16 protein-coding genes and 1 pseudogene are annotated in these 19,929 nt (G+C 44.0%); 11 read left to right on the forward strand and 6 right to left on the reverse strand.

Features of this window, described 5'->3' with window-relative positions; translation table 11 throughout:
* Nucleotides 1-6 precede the first annotated feature (6 nt).
* The 6 genes from AC1DOV_RS22070 (at nucleotide 7) to AC1DOV_RS22095 (ending at nucleotide 5,625) form a co-directional block, all read left to right on the forward strand.
* Complete coding sequence (locus AC1DOV_RS22070) at nucleotides 7-1,008, forward strand: glycosyltransferase family 2 protein (RefSeq protein ID WP_430061252.1); 1,002 nt, start codon at nucleotides 7-9, stop codon at nucleotides 1,006-1,008.
* A complete protein-coding gene (locus tag AC1DOV_RS22075) occupies nucleotides 1,001-1,447 on the forward strand; it encodes a GtrA family protein (protein WP_477551089.1) in 447 nt (148 codons plus the stop codon). Before AC1DOV_RS22070 ends, AC1DOV_RS22075 begins: the two co-directional genes overlap by 8 nt.
* A gap of 16 nt (nucleotides 1,448-1,463) precedes the next feature.
* On the forward strand, nucleotides 1,464-2,135 hold the full coding sequence (locus AC1DOV_RS22080) for a class D sortase (protein WP_430061254.1): 672 nt from the start codon (nucleotides 1,464-1,466) through the stop codon (nucleotides 2,133-2,135).
* A gap of 125 nt (nucleotides 2,136-2,260) precedes the next feature.
* Entirely contained in the window at nucleotides 2,261-2,485 is a 225-nt protein-coding gene (locus tag AC1DOV_RS22085; protein WP_006040330.1) for a helix-turn-helix domain-containing protein, read from the forward strand.
* 177 nt (nucleotides 2,486-2,662) lie between these two features.
* Entirely contained in the window at nucleotides 2,663-4,252 is a 1,590-nt protein-coding gene (locus AC1DOV_RS22090) for a sensor domain-containing diguanylate cyclase (protein WP_477551090.1), read from the forward strand.
* Between the two features lie 62 nt (nucleotides 4,253-4,314).
* Nucleotides 4,315-5,625, forward strand: coding sequence for a GHKL domain-containing protein (locus AC1DOV_RS22095; protein WP_477551091.1), 1,311 nt, complete (start codon nucleotides 4,315-4,317; stop codon nucleotides 5,623-5,625).
* Between the two features lie 53 nt (nucleotides 5,626-5,678).
* Here the strand turns inward: AC1DOV_RS22095 and ptsP are convergent, their stop codons facing one another.
* The 6 genes and pseudogenes from ptsP to AC1DOV_RS22125 all read right to left on the reverse strand — a co-directional run.
* Nucleotides 5,679-7,409 (reverse strand): phosphoenolpyruvate--protein phosphotransferase, encoded by a 1,731-nt coding sequence (ptsP, locus tag AC1DOV_RS22100; protein WP_477551092.1) that lies wholly within the window; start codon nucleotides 7,407-7,409, stop codon nucleotides 5,679-5,681.
* Nucleotides 7,410-7,412: 3 nt separating this feature from the next.
* The gene (locus AC1DOV_RS22105) at nucleotides 7,413-7,691 is read right to left on the reverse strand and encodes an HPr family phosphocarrier protein (RefSeq protein ID WP_477551093.1); all 279 of its coding nucleotides are present in this window, start codon (nucleotides 7,689-7,691) and stop codon (nucleotides 7,413-7,415) included.
* Nucleotides 7,692-7,715: 24 nt separating this feature from the next.
* Nucleotides 7,716-9,167 carry an N-acetylglucosamine-specific PTS transporter subunit IIBC gene (gene nagE, locus AC1DOV_RS22110; RefSeq protein ID WP_477551094.1) on the reverse strand — a complete coding sequence of 484 codons (1,452 nt, stop codon included), beginning with the start codon at nucleotides 9,165-9,167 and terminating at the stop codon, nucleotides 7,716-7,718.
* 42 nt (nucleotides 9,168-9,209) lie between these two features.
* Entirely contained in the window at nucleotides 9,210-9,710 is a 501-nt protein-coding gene (locus AC1DOV_RS22115) for a PTS sugar transporter subunit IIA (RefSeq protein WP_477551095.1), read from the reverse strand.
* 12 nt (nucleotides 9,711-9,722) lie between these two features.
* The gene (locus tag AC1DOV_RS22120) at nucleotides 9,723-10,283 is read right to left on the reverse strand and encodes a PRD domain-containing protein (RefSeq protein ID WP_076270213.1); all 561 of its coding nucleotides are present in this window, start codon (nucleotides 10,281-10,283) and stop codon (nucleotides 9,723-9,725) included.
* 264 nt (nucleotides 10,284-10,547) lie between these two features.
* A pseudogene (locus tag AC1DOV_RS22125) lies at nucleotides 10,548-12,113 on the reverse strand (catalase); the annotation flags it as partial.
* Nucleotides 12,114-12,337: 224 nt separating this feature from the next.
* On the opposite strand from AC1DOV_RS22125, the gene AC1DOV_RS22130 reads away from it, so the two are divergent.
* From AC1DOV_RS22130 to AC1DOV_RS22150, 5 genes are all read left to right on the forward strand, one after another.
* Nucleotides 12,338-13,012, forward strand: a complete 675-nt coding sequence (locus AC1DOV_RS22130; protein WP_477510630.1) for a tetratricopeptide repeat protein — start codon at nucleotides 12,338-12,340, stop codon at nucleotides 13,010-13,012.
* 125 nt (nucleotides 13,013-13,137) lie between these two features.
* Complete coding sequence (locus AC1DOV_RS22135) at nucleotides 13,138-14,892, forward strand: sensor histidine kinase (RefSeq protein WP_477510631.1); 1,755 nt, start codon at nucleotides 13,138-13,140, stop codon at nucleotides 14,890-14,892.
* Nucleotides 14,893-15,061: 169 nt separating this feature from the next.
* Nucleotides 15,062-16,672 carry an SWIM zinc finger family protein gene (locus tag AC1DOV_RS22140; protein ID WP_477551096.1) on the forward strand — a complete coding sequence of 537 codons (1,611 nt, stop codon included), beginning with the start codon at nucleotides 15,062-15,064 and terminating at the stop codon, nucleotides 16,670-16,672.
* A complete protein-coding gene (locus AC1DOV_RS22145; RefSeq protein ID WP_477551097.1) occupies nucleotides 16,669-19,569 on the forward strand; it encodes a DEAD/DEAH box helicase in 2,901 nt (966 codons plus the stop codon). Before AC1DOV_RS22140 ends, AC1DOV_RS22145 begins: the two co-directional genes overlap by 4 nt.
* A gap of 9 nt (nucleotides 19,570-19,578) precedes the next feature.
* Entirely contained in the window at nucleotides 19,579-19,770 is a 192-nt protein-coding gene (locus tag AC1DOV_RS22150) for a hypothetical protein (protein WP_441909232.1), read from the forward strand.
* Nucleotides 19,771-19,929: the final 159 nt, after the last annotated feature.

Consider the following 19,929-nt stretch of genomic DNA (forward strand, 5'->3'; position numbering starts at 1 on the left):
ATCTGGATGAAACAATCGGCTGTAAAATACAGTATTATCGTTCCTATGTACAACGAAGAAGAGGTTATCGAGCATACGTACGAGCGGCTGAAGCTGGTCATGGACAGCACGAACGAGTGTTATGAGCTTATTTTCGTCAACGATGGAAGTAAAGATCGTACAGTCGAATTAATTTCCATGATCTGCGATTTCGATCCAAATGTCCGAATGATTAATTTTTCACGTAATTTTGGTCATCAAATCGCGATTTCAGCGGGGATGGATTATGCGCAGGGTGATGCGATCGTCGTCATTGATGCGGATCTACAAGATCCTCCAGAGGTCATTATCGATATGATCGCCAAATGGAAGGAGGGCTTTGAGGTTGTTTATGGCAAACGTCTTAAGCGCAAAGGCGAGACGATGTTCAAGAAAATAACAGCTAAGCTGTTTTATCGCACGCTGCGCAGCTTAACGAATGTGGATATTCCCGTAGATACGGGGGATTTCCGTTTGATCGACCGGAAGGTATGCGATGTGCTGCGCGGCTTGAAGGAAAAAAATCGGTTCGTTCGCGGCTTGGTTAGCTGGATCGGTTTCCGTCAGACGATGGTCGAATATGAACGGGAAGAACGTTTTGCAGGCGAAACCAAATATCCGCTGAAAAAAATGATTTCTTTTGCCATAGACGGAATAACCTCCTTCTCTTATAAACCTTTGAAAATTGCCACCTATGTTGGCTTTACATTATCAATAACGAGCTTCTTGTATTTGTTAGTCGTTATATTCCAGAAGCTGTTTACGGGCACCACGATTGCTGGCTGGGCTTCCATTGTGGCAGTAAATCTATTGTTTAACGGCATTATATTGATGCTCTTAGGCATAATCGGGGAATATATTGGCCGGATTTATGAAGAATCCAAAAACCGCCCTTTATACATCGTTCGCGAAGCTCAAGGGTTTCCTGCGAAAGAAGACAATCAATCCTCAGAGTCTGCTGAACAAGATCGGGTTAAAAAATATGTCTAACGCAACATCAAAACGAGCAGCTAGAGGATTCATCGCACAATTTGTAAAATTCAATTTAGTTGGACTTCTTAATACGTTAATCGATTTTCTTATGTTTTCACTCCTCATTTGGTTTGGTGCGTATTATTTACTTGCACAGGTGATCGCATACGGAGCCGGAATGATTAACAGCTATGTGCTAAATAGCCGATATACTTTTAGGAAGAGGGAAAATGAAGCTTCAAGCCCGCAGCAGCTAAATAGAGGTATGAGATTCATCGTATGGAACGGTATCATACTAGGTATTACTTTACTGCTGCTTATGGCCTTGAACGAGTGGTGGGGTTTGAATGAGGTCGTCTCAAAGCTGATTGTAACGGTGGTAACCGTTGCGCTTAACTTTTACGGAAGCAAGAAATGGGTTTTCGAGGTGAAAGGACCACAGACTGAGGCCAGCTAGCGGAAGGTGGGGAAAAATGAAAAGAATACTGTCTTATGCATTAGTGATTGTAGGTATTCTCATATTGCTCTATCCAAAAGCGAATGAATGGTACGAGAACCGTCAGCAGGATAAGCTGATGGCTACTTGGGATGAGGCGAGCTTTGATGTGAGCGCAGAGCAGCAAGCGCAGCAGCAATATGAGCAATTGACGGATCTCTTCAACGAGCAATCCGCAGCGACCGAGACGCCGATTCAATCGCCGACGGAAGCAGCTACACCAGAAGCAACTCCTACAGAGGCGCCAAAAGCACAGAAGATTGCCCCCATTGCAACGATTAAGATTGATAAAATAAAGCTTAAGCTGCCTGTCGTTGAGGGAGCCACCCAGAAGAATATGAAATCGGCTACAGCTCACTTAAAGGAAACAACAGCAATAGGCAAAGTCGGCAACGCAGCTATAGCCGGCCATCGGATGCGCTCTAAGGGAAGGCTGTTTAATCGGCTTGGGGAAGTTGAGGTCGGAGATAAAATCGTCGTGGATACAAAAGATGAAAGCTTTACATATACCGTTTATAAAGTATCCATTGTAGATCCGACTGATGTATCTGTTCTTAATTACAACAATAAAGATAAGCTGCTGACTTTGATCACCTGTGATCCCATAGTAAACCCCACGCATCGGCTCATCATTCATGCAAAAATATAAAGGGCAGCAGAGCCCATTTTCCCTTCATAACAGCACCAATGGTATCGCCCCTTCATAGTATAAGTTGACTGTATCCCTTAACCTTGTTAAACCATAAAAACCCGCGCAAGGAGGGGTGACAAACATTGAAGGGTAGCGACCATAAGAGCAAGTTTTTATTGACGCATCGTGAACGCGAGGTATTCGAGCTGTTAGTACAGGACAAGACAACAAGAGATATTGCACAACAACTATTCATCAGCGAGAAGACCGTCCGCAACCATATTTCTAATGTCATGCAAAAGCTGAACGTAAAAGGTCGTTCACAAGCGGTTGTCGAGCTAATCAAGCTTGGTGAATTACAAATCTAACATAGCAACCTAATCGGACAGCACTGTGACAAGGTGCTGTCTTATTTTTTTAAATCGATTAATGGGCAATTATTGAAATTGATTATCTAATTATGGAAAATAAACCAGCTAGGAAAGAGGTATTTGTCGAATCTCGTCGAATAATTAGTAATATCATAAATCAAAGAAGGTATCGCTGTGTCGCTTTTACATGTAAAACAAGCTATCCAAAAGAGAAAAGTGAGCCTGACGACGCTAATGATTGGTTTAGTCTCTGTTTCGGTTTTACTCATGTTAACCATTTTGCTTTTTGCATCCTACCAGTCCAAGAAACAAGCGTTGTATGAAACAACACTTACACTTAATCTTTCAACCGCATCAAAAATGAGCATGACAATGGATTCATTATTTGAGTCGATGCGAAGCAGTCTTAAAAACGCGGCAGACTTTTATTCTTTGAATAGTGTTATGAAGCAATCAGATTCCGGAAAATATCTTGATCTCATTCGCAATAGCAGCAACTATTTTAATTCGATTGTCGTAGTTGATGAGAATGGTGTCATGCGTACACTGTCCCCTTCGTCGATTGGCAAGGCAGGCGAGCCTATAAAAACAGCCGCTGCGAAGGAAGCATTGGCATCACGAAAGCCATATTTGTCAAAGCCTTATACGAGCGCGACAACAAAAAATCTCATGGTGTTTATTAGTGAGCCTTTGTTTGATCAAAAGGGTGTGTACCGGGGCTATATCGGTGGAAGCCTCTATTTGCAACAAAATAACGTTCTAAATATGATATTCGGTAATGATAACCTTGACCATAACGGTTCCTATTTCTATGTAGTAGGTTCAGATGGCCACTTGATGTACGATCCTGACAAAAGTCAGATTGGAAAGGATAGTACCTCGAATCTGATCGTTCAGAAGTTGATTAAGGGGCAGAGTGGACAAGAGCTCGCCGTAGATGAAGATGGTGTGAAATGGCTTGCCGGTTACTCCTACGTCCCTGAGAATCAATGGGGGGTCGTTGTGCTTTCACCAATAAGCATAGTGAAGGAGCAGTTGAACAATCATATACAAGCGATCCTATTATACACGCTCATACCCTTTATTCTTTTGATGCTCGTGACGACCTTTCTTGCCCGCCGATTGGCTAAACCTTTTGTAACGCTTGCGAATATCGTCAGCAAAATGGGAAAAGAAGAAGTTCCCATACCCGCCATGAAGCATCATTGGAACAGAGAAGCCGATTTATTAACGAGCACGGTCATACTTGCTATGAACGGTATTAAAACGGAAACCGATCGGTTGACACAAGCGGCTATGACGGATGCTTTGACCGGATTAAATAATAGAAGAACGTTAGAAACGATTATGAAAAAATGGATAGAAGAAAAGAAACCTTACTCCATTGTCGTCCTGGATATTGATCGCTTTAAAACCATTAATGATACATATGGGCATCAGGAAGGTGACAGAGTGCTTCAGCATTTGGCAGACATTGTCAGGTTTTCTGTAACACCTGATGACCTTTGCAGCCGTTATGGAGGGGAAGAGTTCGTTGTCCTGCTGCCGAATGCCGCGCCGTATGTTGCCTTTGAAACTGCTGAGCGGATTCGTACAACGATGGCGAGCAGCGAAAATCATCTCAAGCAGATGGTTACCGTTTCGCTTGGCGTAGCTCAGTTTCCTTCCCATGCACAAACAGCAGATGAATTATTTTCACTTGCAGATCAAGCTCTCTATAAGGCCAAGCACGCTGGAAGAAACCAGACGGTAATGGCTGACTAGTATGCTGCCTCTGAAATTTCTGATTATTATCAATTATTGATGTACTGAAAAGGAATAAGCTAATGAAACCAGACCTAGTGTATACAAAAAAAAGAATGATTTATTTTATCGTTTTATCCATTGCAATCATAAGTATGCTTGTCGGACTTAAACTCATCTCCACCTATCACTATACAACGAAGTCAGCGGAGATCACGCTGGCGAAGCAGTATACGGAAATCGCTACGGATGCAGCAAAGGGTTTAGATAAAGTTGCTTATAAGCAATTTCTACTAACCAAAACGGATGATGAGAATCGCAAAAAAATAAAGCTGTATTTAGAGGAGTATCGGAAACGTATAAATGCGCTCTATATCTATATTCTGCTTTTAGATGATACCGATGTTTCCAAAGTAATGGTTAACGCATTTCCGCCTCATATAAAAGATATACCGATTGGTTTTCCTTGTACCGTTCCTACTAATCAAGTGGAGATGGCTAAAAAAGGGTTAAAATATTCCACAGGAGTGTTACATGATAGGATAAGCGAATCCTATATGTCCGTCGGGGTTCCTTTCTTTGATGAGGATGGCACGGTGCTTGGTGTTGTGGGGATCGATATCGCTGCAAAGGATTTAGGCCATGTGGGCAAGTATGTTGTCCAAAATAATATGTTTATTTTCGGAGTGGATGTCCTGTTTGCTTTATTGCTGCTCGCTGGTGTATATGTGCTTAATAAATGGTACAAAGCCAGGCTTCATCAGGACATGCGTGAATCCGAGAAGCTATACATTTCCGAGTTGGGCAAAATTGTAGAGACCATCAAATCAAGTCGTCATGATCTCATGAATCATCTCCAGGTGTTGAATGGATTAATGGACATCCGAAGGTATGATAAGGCACATGATTATTTAAAACAGCTAACCGAGGAATCCAAAACGCTAAACCTATCGCTGCATATAAAAAATCCGATTTTAATGGTGCTGTTCCAGAGCAAGAGGGAGCTGGCGCATTCGAAAAATATAATCATCAGCTTCGCTACAGATTATGATGCATTCGATAAAATAGAGTCGATGGACTTAGTCAAATTATTTTCTAATTTGTTGGATAATGCGATTGAAGCGGTGGAATCAAATGCTGGGTATATATCGCAGGAGATTCAAGTGCAATGTAAAGTGGAACATGGAAAATATATATTTATAATCGAGAATCCAGCCGTGCTTACGGATGAGGAGCAAAAGTGTTTCTTCCAATATGGTTTTACTACGAAAGCAAAGGGTTCTGTTTTACGAGGAAACGGTCTCTCTATAGTAAGGAGAACGGTGGAGAAATATAAGGGTGAGCTTAAATTTCAATATGAAGAAGGCAAGGTTCGTATTCAAATCCGAATCTAAATAAAAGAGGCTGTACCGCATTCTGATGCAGTACAGCCTCTTTTGCTGAAATTTTATTTTAATCCAGAAACATGCTGCTCCACATAGCCTTTAACCTCTTCAGCTGAGCTTAGTGCCAGAACGGCCTGAGCTATCTGCTTCATTTCCTGCTGAGATAGATTTGCGAGCAAAGCGCGAGCAGGAAGTATTGCACTTGCGCTCATACTAAACTCGTCTAAACCTAGACCGAGCAGAATCGGCAGTGCATGCTTCGAGCCCGCCATTTCACCGCACATCCCCACCCATTTGCCATGAGCATGAGCGGCTGTAATAACACGATTAATAAGCTGTAAAATAGCTGGATGAAGCGGATCGTTTAGATAGGAAAGCTTAGGATTCATACGATCTGCAGCAAATGTGTACTGAACTAAATCGTTTGTTCCGATACTGAAGAAATCAACTTCCTTGGCAAATAAATCCGCTAGCAGAGCCGCTGCTGGAATTTCGATCATGATGCCGGCTTCGATCCCAGAGTTAAAGGGAATACCTGCTTCGGTCAGTTCCTGCTTTGTTTCTTCCAGCATAGCTTTAGCTTGGCGCCATTCACCCAGTGTAGCAATCATAGGGAACATAATTTTTAAGTTGCCGTATGCGCTGGCTCGCAAAATCGCCCGAAGTTGTGTCTTGAACATATCCGGTCGATCCAAGCAGATACGAATGGCACGGTAACCTAGGAAAGGGTTGTCTTCCTTAGGCAGGTTGAGGTATGCAATTTCCTTGTCTCCGCCAATATCTATCGTTCGAATGACGATAGGCGCATCGTTTCCAAACGCTTCTGCTGCTTTGCGATAAGCTTCAAACTGTGTATCCTCGGAGGGCAGCCCAGCTGCGTCCATATATAGAAACTCGGTACGAAAGAGTCCGATGCCTTCAGCTCCTGCCGCAGCGGCAAGCTCTGCATCCTTAACTAAGCCGATATTTGCTACAAGTTCAACCTGTACGCCATCACTGCTTACGGAAGGCTGATTCATAAAGGTTTGATAAAATTGCTTGCTTTCAAGCTGCTGCTTCTGCAATTGTGAATATCGAGTTAACGTTTCATTATCGGGGTCCACGTAAATATGCCCATCTGTCCCGTCAATGATGACGGTTTGGCCGTTTTTCACTGCCTGCTCCATGGAGCTGCCGATTCCGACAATAGCAGGAATGCCGATAGACCTTGCAATAATGGCAGAGTGGGAAGTACGCCCGCCTGCTTGTGTTGCGAAGCCAATCACTTTGCTTGGATCAAGCTGAGCCGTATCTGAAGGTGTTAAATCTTCTGCAAACAGAATGATAGAACCTGACTCATCATTCAAGGATGTTGATGAAATGCCTTGCAGCTTGTTTAATACACGCCGACTTACGTCACGAATATCGGCTGCTCTTTCCTTCAAGTAGGGATCATCCAGCCCGCCAATCATTTCTGCAATCTCTTCAGAGGTGTTGAAAAAGGCGAATTCAACATTGATCCGTTCGGATCTGACGATCTCTTTCGAGCGATCGATGAGCTCTTCATCCTCGAGCAGCATCAGATGCGCTTCAAATATTTCTGCCTCATGCTCTTTGTTCTGAGCAATCAGCTTGGCATGGATGGCTTCAAGCTCTTCATGAGTTGAAGCAATTGCAGCTTCAAAACGTTTAATTTCATCGTCCAATCGATTGTCTTCCAAATGAACTTTCTCGATCTGGATAGGTTTTGTAGACAATACTTTAGCTACGCCGATCGCATATCCAGGAGATGCGGCAATTCCTTGAAGCATCATCTCTTATTGCCCCTTTTCTGCATGCGCCTCAATAGAGACAAGAATCTCTCCAATAGCAGCTACAACAGCCTCAGCGTGCTCACCCTCAGCAGAAACGGCAATGCTGTCTCCAAGTTTTGCCCCAACGGAGATGACATGAACTAGACTTTTGGCATTGAAGCTTTTGCCATCCTTCTCTAGTGTAACTGTTCCTGTGAATGCCTTTGCTGCTTCAACGATCTTGCGTGCTGGTCTTGCATGTATGCCAAATGGATTTTGTATAACAAAGCTGTTTTTCATCATTTTTCACTCCTAATATGTTTGTTGTTACATTATTTTTTTGATTTCGTCTTTCAATTGCTCGGACTGCGTGCCGAATATAACTTGCACTGCGCCCTTGCCTAAACGGATAATACCTGCTGCGCCCATGCCCTTGAGCTGTGTATCATTGACAATCGATTCATCCTTTACGACTAAGCGAAGACGTGTAATACAAGCATCTAGACCGACAATATTTGAAGATCCGCCGAGCGCATGCAGCACATTTTCTGCTTTACTGCCAGATGCGGCTGCAGTCTTTTCTTTGTTATCGACTTTGTCCTCGGCTGTCTCATCTTCGCGACCTGGCGTCTTAATATTGAATTTGACGATGATAAAGCGAAATAAGAAATAATACACGACGGCAAAGGCAAGGCCCACCGGAATAATGAGCAGCGGATTCGTCGCAAGCTGATAATTGATCGCATAATCGATAAAGCCTGCTGAGAAGCCAAACCCATGCCTAACCTCCAGCTGGTAGAGGATGAAGCCGGATAACCCTGTCAAGATGGCATGAATGACAAATAGAAATGGTGCTGCGAACATAAAAGCAAATTCAAGCGGTTCTGTGATCCCTGTCAGGAATGAAGCGAATGCCGTACCAATAAATATGGAAGCAACGAGTTTGCGCTTCTCTTTGCGAGCTGTATGGATAATCGCAAGCGCCCCTGCTGGCAGTGCAAACATCATAATCGGGAAGAAGCCAGTCATAAACATGCCCGCTGTTTTGTCTCCAGCGAAAAAGCGATACAAGTCACCGTGCACTACTTTGCCAGTTGCATCTGTATAGTCACCGATTTGAAACCAAGCGATGGAGTTAATAACATGATGCAAGCCGGTAGGAATAAGCAGTCGGTTTGCTGTAAGAAAAACAAAGGAGCCGATTCCGCCAAAACCAACGACCCAGCGGCCAAAAGTATCCAGTGCCATTTGAACAGGACCCCAAACAAGACCGAGCAAGAGAGCGACGATAACCATAACGAGCGAGGTTATGATAGGGACAAATCGTTTGCCGCTGAAGAAGCCAAGCCAGTCGGGCAGCTTGATCGTATGGAATTTTTTATATAAGTACGCTGAGATCAAACCAGCAATAATACCGCCAAGGACGCCCATGTTGAGTTCAACGTCTTTTCCAACAATGTTGGTAAAGACGAGCGGCACTTTAATTTGAACGGTTACAAGAACTTGGTACGCAATAACGGCAGCCAATGCGGCAACTGCATCACCAGCAAGTCCGATGGCAACACCGACGGCAAATATGAGCGGTAAGTTATCGAAAATTGCGGCGCCGCCAGCAGCAAGAAACGGTGCGATGTATTGATTAATAAACTCTCCTGCGCTGCCCATGTGAAAGTCTTTCACATAGTCAATATTACCGAAACGAAGCAAGATGGAAGCCGCTGGAAGAGCGGCGACTGGAAGCATTAATGCTTTACCTATTTTTTGTAGGAAGGCTAGCATAGTTATTCGTCCTCTTTTCTGATCCAATGTAGGGGTGTTTCTTTAGCCGTTCATAGATGCCTTAAGCAGAAGCTCTTTGCCAGCTGTGACAGAACCGCTGGTGAGCAAATGTTCCAACTGCTTCACATCATCCTCGTTTGCGACAACGATGGGTGTGATGGATGGATAACCTGCAGCTTCGATTTTGGCGCGATCAAATGTTATAAGTGCATCACCGGCTTGAAAGGTGTCACCTGAAGCTACATGAGCCTCAAAACCATCGCCATTTAGTGCTACAGTATTGATACCGATGTGAATGAGAAGCTGCAGGCCTGATGCATGCTCAATAATAATGGCATGATTGGTATGAATAAGATGAGATACAGTACCATCGAAAGGTGCGACGATTGTCCCTTCAGACGGCTCAATCGCAAGTCCGTCACCCATATGTTTGCCTGCGAAAGCTTCATCAGGAACAGCGGTTAACGGTACGACCTTTCCTGACAAGGGTGCTGATACTTCAATTGTTTTTTGTTTTGACTTTCCAAAAAGTTTAGATAGCATAATAATATCCTCCTAGTGTTGGTCTGCTTGTTTAATAAGTTGCCCTACCGGTACATTGTGAATTCCAGAATAAACATGAAACGATAAAAACCCTATTTCTTCTTCCGGGATGCCGACGTGGAATTGCTCACTTATCCACTCAGCCAATTTGGCGGCAATTTCGAACTCTAAAGGAAAGCTCTGTTTCGTCTCGTTTAGAAAGGGATTTACAATATCCATGCCATTGTGAAGCCGATAAACAGCAAATTGGATGTGGCTCGGCAGTGTGAAATATAGTTTCGGGTTTACTTCGACACCCGTTTTCTGCTTGATGTAATCGGCTATTCGCTCTGTCATATCAATGATGGTTGGATCGATTTCTTCAAGATACGTGTGATATTTCTTCATTTGTTCGGAATCATCCAAACGAAATCGTTTTTCTATGCGGTTATCGGTTCGATCAATGATTTGTCCGGCTTTAAGACTGAACCCTAATCCTTTGCCAAAAATGACGTATTCTTTCTCTGTTTGCACATCAATTGTTAATAACACATTGTTGCCGATTGCGCGTTCAACCCGAAAGGCGCGAGCCATACTTGAAATCCCTCCTTTGTCATTAAGGTGCCCATCTGGCAAAAAAAAGAGCCAAGAAAAGAAAACCGTTCTAAAAGGAAATTAGAAGGTAATCAGTTCTTGGCTCATGCCTCTTTTAGTGAGTAACACGCCAATTTCATATGATTGATCGTTTTAATCGATAAAATGATGTTGAACACCATTCATTTGAATATTAACATCATAAGAATGTAAAACGCTTTCGTCAAGAGGGTATTCACTTGAAAAATATCACTTTCATCATTTTCAATAACCGTCAGTGGAGTGGCCGAGCTCCTCAGAAAGCTCCATTCCTTCGTTTGCAGGCGTGGTTCCAACGTGTTTTGTGCTGTTGCCGAGCTTATCGGTTGTCTGTAGTCCTTCCTTCACACGTTTGCCATATTCGGGATCCGCTTCTGTGAAATGTTGAATCATTTGATCACGAATAACTGTGCTGCATGTGCTGAGTGCATCTACCAAATTTTCGATGAGCTCATCCTTCTCCCAGTCCTCGAATTTACGATAGGTCTCCCCAGCTTGTTTGAAATTGTTTTGGCGATCGATAGGCTGTTTTACAAGTTTTGCGGAATAGGAGGGCTCATGAGGTTCACCCGGCTTTGGGGCTTCCGTTAATCCGCCCATTGTAGACGGCTCGTAATTGACATGCGGATTTCGGCCGGGTGCAATGTCGATATAGAAAGCCATTTGCCCGTCACGCTGATTGGTCGCGACACGTTTCTTCGGTGCGTTGATCGGTAATTGAAGGTAGTTGGAGCCGACACGGTGACGCTGAGTATCGGAATAGGAAAACGTCCGGCCCTGCAGCATCTTATCGTCAGAGAAATCTAGACCATCAACGAGTACGCCTGTGCCAAAAGCCGCTTGCTCGACTTCTGCAAAGTAGTTTTCCGGGTTTTTGTTTAAGACCATCTTCCCAACGGGCAGCATCGGGAATAATTCAGGGTCCCAAAGCTTTGTGTCGTCCAGCGGGTCAAAATCAAGCTCTTCATGCTCGTCATCGCTCATCCACTGCACTTGTAATTCCCAAGCTGGATATTCACCACGTTCGATGGCTTCATATAAATCTTGGGTTCCGTGATTGAAATTTTTCCCTTGAATTTGCTCTGCTTCGCTTTGTTTTAGGTTGCGAATGCCTTGAAGCGGCTCCCAATGGTATTTGACGAGTACGCCTTCGCCTGCGGCATTAATCCATTTGTATGTATTGACGCCGGAGCCCTGCATTTGCCTATAGTTTGCGGGTATTCCCCAAGGCGAGAACAAAAAGGTAATCATATGGGTAGCTTCCGGCGATTGAGATACAAAATCAAAAAAACGTTCCATACTTTGTACATTGGTGACTGGGTCGGGCTTGAATGCATGAACCATATCAGGAAATTTCATCGCATCCCGTATGAAAAATATTTTCAGATTGTTGCCGACAAGATCCCAGTTGCCATCTTCAGTATAAAACTTGGTAGCGAACCCGCGCGGATCGCGCAGCGTTTCTGGTGAATGGCCTCCGTGAATAACGCTGGAAAAACGAACGAATACGGGCGTACGCTTGCCCGGCTCTTGAAATAGCTTGGCTCTCGTATATTTTGCAATCGGCTCTTCGCCAAGCTTGCCGTAAGCCTCGAAATAACCGTGCGCACCTGCGCCGCGGCCGTGCACAACACGTTCTGGAATACGTTCTCTGTCAAAATGAGATATTTTCTCGATGAAATGATAGTTCTCCAGTGTCGACGGACCACGATTGCCAACGGTACGAATATTTTGATTGTCTGAGATCGGGTGACCTTGCCGATCAGTTAATGTCGAATCTGGTGTCTCATTCGTCGCCATGATGTTTTCATCCTCCAATTTAATGCAATTGATATTTCTAGCGTGTAGTTTAAGTCATACAAGTTTTTATTATTCATACATTAGATATAGTAATGAAATGCTATTTTTGCTCGAAAAATGTGAAGATTATGGTATGATAGAACCATATTTGTACAATAAATGATGGATTTGCTTACGAATTGAATGTTTAATTACAAAGCGTGCAGGAGGATCATATGTTAAAATTTAGTCTTTTAATATTTTTATTTTGGTTGTTTGGCAATCCGTTTATAGCCATTCTTGTCATGCTTCTCCTGCTGTATGTGCTTGATCGTCGGTTTGTCGGGTTAATGCCAAGCATATTTAAACCACTAAAAAGAATATCAAGAATAAAAAAACTGAAACAGCAAATTGATCGGTCGCCAAATGATGTGTCCTCCAAGCATGAGTTGGCTCGTCTTTTAATTGAGAGAAAGAAGTATAAAGAGGCTTTGACATGGCTTGTCCCGCTGCAGCCAATGCTTGATGAATCAGCTGAATTTTGGGATGACTTAGGGACTAGTTATTTATATACCGGTGATGAGGAAAATGGGGTAGCAAGCATACTTCGGGGGCTGGAGCTTAATCCACGCGTCAAATACGGTGCACCATACTTGAATCTAGCGGCTCATTTCTCGAATGGCCAAACAGAGCAAGCGCTTAAGCATATCCAATCCTTTCAATCGATAAACTCCTCATCTTGCGAGGCATATGATCAACTTACTATGATATATAAGAAATTAGGCAATACGGCTGAAGCTAAAAATGCCATTGAAGAAGGACTTCGAATTTATCGTATGCTTCCTCGTTACAAAAAGCGGCAGGAGCGCAAGTGGGCTGTTCGATTGTTTTTCAAAAAATGGACGGTTTAATCTAGAACGAAATACTAGCGCTTTGGTTGATATTCATGTATTTGTAATCATTTGTTAGTGATTGTCATATTGTCGTTTAGTTTAGGATGATCCATAATGGAAGCTATAATAAATAGAAGGGCAAGATGCTTGAGATGCAACGCAACATTTGGCTTGTGGCGATTAGTATTATCGTCGTTTTAGTTTTATTAAATAATACGGCTTATTATTTTCTCACAAAAAAAACGCTGGAAGATTCCTTTAATGAAGAGCTTCTAACACATGCCAAGCGGCTGGAGATTTCGCTCGAGCAATCCCGCGAAGGCTCGGAACAGTTTCAAAACCAGATTGGACGTGAACTTCGCGCCGCCTCGATTGCAATTCAATATGCGCTTGATCCCGATATTGAGAAAGTAACGACGGAGCAGCTCATGGAGCTGCGCGATAAGCTGGACCTAAGCCACATTACCCTTCTCAAAAAATTGCCTGATGACATTGTTTTATACAAATCATCCAATGCTAAGCAAACCAATATTAGTACAAAAGAATGGAAGCCATGGTACGAGGTGTTTAACCAGCTATTCGAAAACAAAAATGCATCGGTAAACTGGCTTGGACAATCCCTTCCGAACTTCTGGAGCGGACCTTATGAGGTATCTGCAACAAATGTGGATAAGCTTAACAAATGGGGTTACTACTACGACGGAGCTACGAACTATATTATTGATCCTTATGTAGATTATGAGCGACAACAAAAGTATGAGAATGCGACAGGTGTTCACCGCATGATTGAAAATTCAATTCAAAGCAGCGATTCATTGCTTGAAATTGCTTTTATTAATCCGGAGACATTTCCTGATGGGAAAAATACGATTAATCCGCAAGGCGAGGTTCAAGGTCATAAAGTGCAGGAACCGATCTTTTATGGCACGTATAATATTAAATCAAAGCAGGATACGAATTTAGTCCGTAAAGCTTACTTTTCTAAGAAGACGGTCACCTTAAGAGAGAATATCGGCGGCAAAGAGATTTTCAAAATGTATATTCCGGTATTTGTTAATGAGGATGGTATTAATATTACCGATCGTGACGGTCAGCCTATGAATAGCTATGTGCTAATGATGACCTCTGATTATCACGTCATTCAGGATAAGCTGGACTCTCAGTTTCTGAATTTAGGCATTATCATTTTAATTGTCACCTTTTTCAGTTTGTTGATAGCTGTATTTGCGATGAGATATTATAGGCATTCTCGCGACAAGGTTGTTCGCGTCACGCAGGAGACCTATGTGGAAGAGATTAATCAAATGTTCCAGTCTATTCGAGCGCAGAGGCATGATTTCTTGAATCATGTCCAGACCATTCACTCTCTCGCAGAGCTTAACAAATCGCATGAGCTCGTTGCTTATACGAAGGAGCTGACCGGTGATATTCGATTAATGAACGATATTATCAATATTGGCAATCCGGCCATAGCAGCTTTGGTTCGTTCCAAAATTTCACAAGCAGAAAGCAACAAAATTCAATTCAGCTGCTCCTTTACCGGACTGAATATGCAGGAAATGGGCGTTAGAACGCTTGATGTCAATCGTATGCTTGGCAATTTGATCGATAATGCTTTTGATGAGGTATTGAAATACTCGGAGGATCGACGCCATGTTACGCTTATCGGCAAACAAACGGCGGATATGCTGGAATTTACGGTAACAAATAATTGTGACGATGCGGAGCTTGCCATTTCGAATCCTATATTTGAAGCGGGTTATTCCACTAAGCAGCAGGATCATCAAGGCTTAGGCTTATCGATTGTAAAAACGATTGCGAAGCAATATAAAGGTGATGTTTATGTGGCTGCAGAGCCGGCTGGGAAATTAACGTTTACTGTGAAGATGCCATTATAATATAGTTTTGTGCCTTGCCGAGCGGAGATCTTCGCCGGTAAGGCTTTTTTTTTGCTGCTGCTTATTTCATTTGCAATTGTAATCCAGCTTTTAACGTCAAATGATGGCACCAGCCTTATTGGCTTGGTATAATAGTAAGAATGCAAGTGAACGGAAAGGAAGCGGGTGAATGTCTATGATGCACCTCAATGAAAAGCTGCACGCGCTAATTGAGGAACAACTGAACGTCCATGTTGAGACAACGATTATGAAGCGGGGCTGGCATTATTACATGGAAGGTAAAGTGAACAGCGCGAATGAGGGGAGCCATGATCATCTTTATGGGGTCGTGCAAGGATCGGATCTTTATGCGGTCATCCTTGATGCTGGTCAGTTGCGTTATAGCTCATGTACTTGTCCCTATACAGGATTTTGCAAGCATATGGCTGCTGTTTATTTTCAATATTGCAGTCAGCAGGAGGGGGGACATACAATGGCGGAGCGATCCTATTTTCGCTTGCTGGGGTTGTCTTCCGCGAGTGCGCTGCTCAAAAATACACAAGCTGCAGCACCGCCGCCCGAAGCAGCGCCTGCTTTGCCTCGCGAGCCCGGTGAACAAGCGTCAGCTGAGGAGTGGCTGGAATGGATGGAAGTGACACATGGCGACGTTTGGCGGAAATGCCGGCACTCTCTCCATGCCCTTCAACCATTATTGTCCTCATTAAAGGGGCTGGCTAAGGATTGGGAAAAAAGGATGCAGCGTTTGCATTGGTCAACAGCCATCATCTTTGTGCTGGAGCAAGCAGAGCGAGCGATCAATACGGTGGACTCGTTCAGCAGATATTATCATGAAATGTCGTTCATCCGGATGGCAGAGCCTTGGGTGGAGCATTTATATACATTGATATCCGAGCTAACTCCCGAAGCAATGGAGCTGCGGGAAGAAGCTTGGGCGGATGCATTAATCGCTCGTGTGAAAGTGTGGGCATCAAGTACTGAAAAGCAGCTTTTTGACTGGGAGTATATCTACTTAGTTTTATGCGAGAAGCTTTCAGAGAGCCGCAGCTGGTTTGAGCGGGAGTTAGCTTCGATGGTTGATCTGTCGATGAATGAAGATGTCGAAGACGTCAATAAGGCATTTTTGCATACTGCGATTGGCATCATGTATTTTTTTGACAAACAGGATGAGAAGGCAATTGCTCATTTTGCATTAACAAGCTTTGAGCGCTCTCAGAAAGTGATGTATCCTTGCGCCGCACAGCGGATGGAAGAAGGGAAATGGGAGCTTGTAGAGCAGTGGATGAGCTTCTTGTTCGAGCGAATCAATAAATCGAAAAATGGCCGTTCGGTGGGACCCTTCGTTACATTATGCCGAAGAGCAGATCTTGACCGGCCTGAAATGCTGATATGGACCGATTATATGAAGCAATTGCTGCCCCATTCTTATTCAGAATTATCTGACCATTGGCTCGACCAGAAGCGTTATGATGAATGGGCTGATTTACAAATGCTGATTGGATCAAGCCCTGAGGATGTAGGCGCTCATGCGCTTCGAGAAATTGCTAAGCTTGCGCCTCGCGCGCTAATGCCCATGTATCATCAATCGGTTGAATCGTCTATCCAATCACGGAACCGTCAAGGCTACCGAATTGCGGTTAAGCAGCTTAAGAAGCTGGAGCGGTTATATAAAGCGGATAAAGATGAAGTGAGATGGAATCAATATATTTCTGGACTTGTAAGTAAGCATCAGCGATTGCGAGCATTTCAGGAAGAGCTGTGGAAAGGGAAAATAGTTACATGAGAACTTACATTGGCGCGCGCAAGTTGACGATAGACGGATTTTGGAATGAAGAAGAGGGTACGTCCATTTGGTTAAGCGCTGTCGATCGCAAGGATTCTGCGGATGGCAAGCTGCGATCCTTATTGTTCGCATGGCACAAGGCATCTTGGTATGGAGCGGATGTAGAGGAAGTCAGTGTTGGAGAGCGTAAGATGCTGAAGGTCCCGCCGCTCCTTGCCATTGATTATTTATCCTCGCCTCAGCATGTTCGCCTTCTTCAAGTAGAGTGGACGGAGCGTTTGACGGTCTTGATGCAAATGGCAGAGTTAATAAGAATTGCGCTTCTTAATGGTTGGTATATGCCTGATTGGGAGCGTTGGACGGAAGAGAAGCGAAGCTGGAGAATGGCTATTCCTGAGCAGGATACCGAGCGCAACCAGCAATGGAATGCTATTGTAGCAGCTGCTAATCAGAACGGCGATAAAGGAATTGAACAGTGGATTAGCGGAGCAATTGAGCAAATGATTGAAGAAAACGAACAGGCTGCACAGGCTTGGAGGGAAATAGGCAATGCTTCTGGAGAAGCGGTGCTGAGGAGAAAAGCTGTTGATGAGGAAGATTGGCTCATTGCCATTGGGCTTAGGAAGGATGTCCTTCCATTCCGAATTGCGCTTCAGCTAGTGGAGCCGCAGGAGTCATCCATTTGGAGGCTTCGACCCGCTCTGCAAAATCGTGATGGTGGACCGTGGCTGCCTATTCGCCAGAATATCAGTGAGGATAGCTGGGAAGCGGATACGGATGATGGACAAATCATTCCGCAAGAATGGCTTCCGCTTCTAGATGGCAAGCTGGCTAAGGAGCAGCAGAAATGGATGAATGCTCTTCCTGATCTAACAGAAGCGGAAAATGACGGCAAGCTAAGATACACCTTATCGGATAATGAAGCATGGAAGTTTCTTGAGCATGCAAGCGTTCAACTGCTGGAGGCAGGTTGTCCGGTCTTATTGCCTAGCTGGTGGGAAGCGGTTCGCAATCGCAAGCTTCGTTTGAAAGCGAAGATGAAATCTTCAGTAGGCTCAGCTGCCCAGCCTATGTTTGGACTTGATCAAATCGTACAATTTGATTGGAAGCTGGCTCTTGGTGATGTGAATTTGACCGAAGCCGAATTTCTGCAGTTGGCAGAGCAAAACCGTCGTCTCTTCAATGTCGGCGGCGAATGGGTTCATTTGGACCCACAGGATGTGACGCAAATTAAACAGTGGCTGAAGCGGATGGGTAAGCGCAAAGGACTATCTTTCCGTGATGTGCTGGAAATGCATTTAAGAGGCGGCATCCCGCTCGATGACAGCGGTGAGCTTGATTCTTCTATGGACACGGAAGTTGAGCTGAATGACCATTTAACGGCATGGCTCACGCAGCTGCAGCAAATTAAGGAAATACCGCAGGCGGAAATTCCAGCTACGTTTTTGGGAGAGCTTCGACCATACCAGCATGAAGGCGTATCGTGGCTGCTTTTTCTTAGGAAATTCGGGCTTGGCGGTGTGCTTGCAGATGATATGGGACTCGGAAAAACGATTCAATTTATGGCTTACCTTGTCTATATTAAGGAGAAGAAGCTTCAAATGGGAGGGCCTTCGCTGCTTATTTGCCCAACTTCAGTAATAGGCAACTGGGAGAAGGAGCTCGAGCGTTTTGCACCTTCGCTTAATGTCATGCTGCATTACGGCAACAAACGGGAGAAAGGCGAATCATTCCGCGATTCCGTTTCAGGGGCAGATTTGGTCATAACTTCTTACTCCTTGGCACAGCTGGATGAAGAAGATTTGTGTTTAGTGGATTGGGATGCTCTTTGCCTCGATGAAGCGCAAAATATTAAAAACGTATATACAAAACAATCTACAGCAATAAGGAGACTGCCTTCGAATCATCGCCTGGCACTGACAGGAACGCCGATGGAAAATCGATTGACAGAGCTCTGGTCGATCTATGATTTTATAAATCCAGGTTATCTTGGCAATATGACCGAGTTCCGCAAGGAGATCGTTACACCGATAGAGAAAACACGAGATGAGAAGCTTATTGCTGGCCTTCAAAGCTGGGTAAAACCATTCATGCTGCGAAGAATTAAGAAGGACCCTTCGATTCAGCTGTCTTTGCCGGATAAAAATGAAACGAAGCTGTATATGACGTTGACAGCTGAACAAGGCGCGATGTATGAAAATTTAGTCGCAGACCTTCTTGAGAATTTGGATAAACTAGGTCCAATGCAGCGCAGAGGGCTCATTCTTGCAGCTTTAACCAAGCTGAAACAATTATGTGATCATCCTTCCCTGCTTAATCATGAGGATACCGCGGCTTTATGGGAAATAGAACGTTCGAATAAAGTAGCAAGGCTGCTTGAAATGTGCGAGGAAATAGCTGCCGAAGGTGAACGCTGCCTTATCTTTACCCAATATATCGATATGGGGCACCAACTGAAGCAGCTGCTTGAGGAGCGAATAGGTTTGCCGGTTCCTTATTTGCATGGCGGCGTGCCTAAGGTGAAGCGGGATCAAATGATTGAGCAGTTTCAAAATGCGGAGGAGCCGTGCTCTGCATTTGTCCTTTCACTAAAAGCGGGGGGAACGGGTCTTAATCTGACCGCTGCAAACCATGTTTTCCATTTTGACCGGTGGTGGAATCCTGCCGTTGAGAACCAAGCGACCGACCGGGCATTCCGAATCGGCCAGACGAAGAAGGTTCAGGTGCATAAGTTTATTACACTCGGAACGCTTGAAGAGAAGATCGACGAGATGATTGAGCGAAAGCAGTCGCTTAACGATCAAGTGGTCGGTCAATCGGAGCAGTGGATTACGGAAATGTCTACTGAGGATCTTAGGGAGCTTTTTGCACTGCGAAAAGGCTGGCTAAAGGGATGAGGGATATAATTGTCGGATGGCAGTTTACGTGCAAAGCAAGAAAAATTGCAGCTTGAAGGTCAAAAAACGAATAGTGAAGATAAAACATCACATAATGAAAACAATATTATAGTGGAAAATAACCATATACAAGGTTCTATTCCAGAGTGGCAGCGATTTTATGAGGTTGTTAGAGGGATAACGAAGGATATGCGTTACTAAAACGTAAGATTAATTTACATAGCCCGTCGGGAAAAGTAACCCGACGGGCTATAAGATTTTATCCCTCTTTTGAAAAATGAGAGAATTGTCTCCCTAACTCGTCGTTTTTTTGACCTCCTTTGAATTGGTTCTGCAGGACTATAATAAATGTGCGAGGCA

The sequence above is a fragment of the Paenibacillus sp. 01T47 genome (assembly GCF_056398245.1).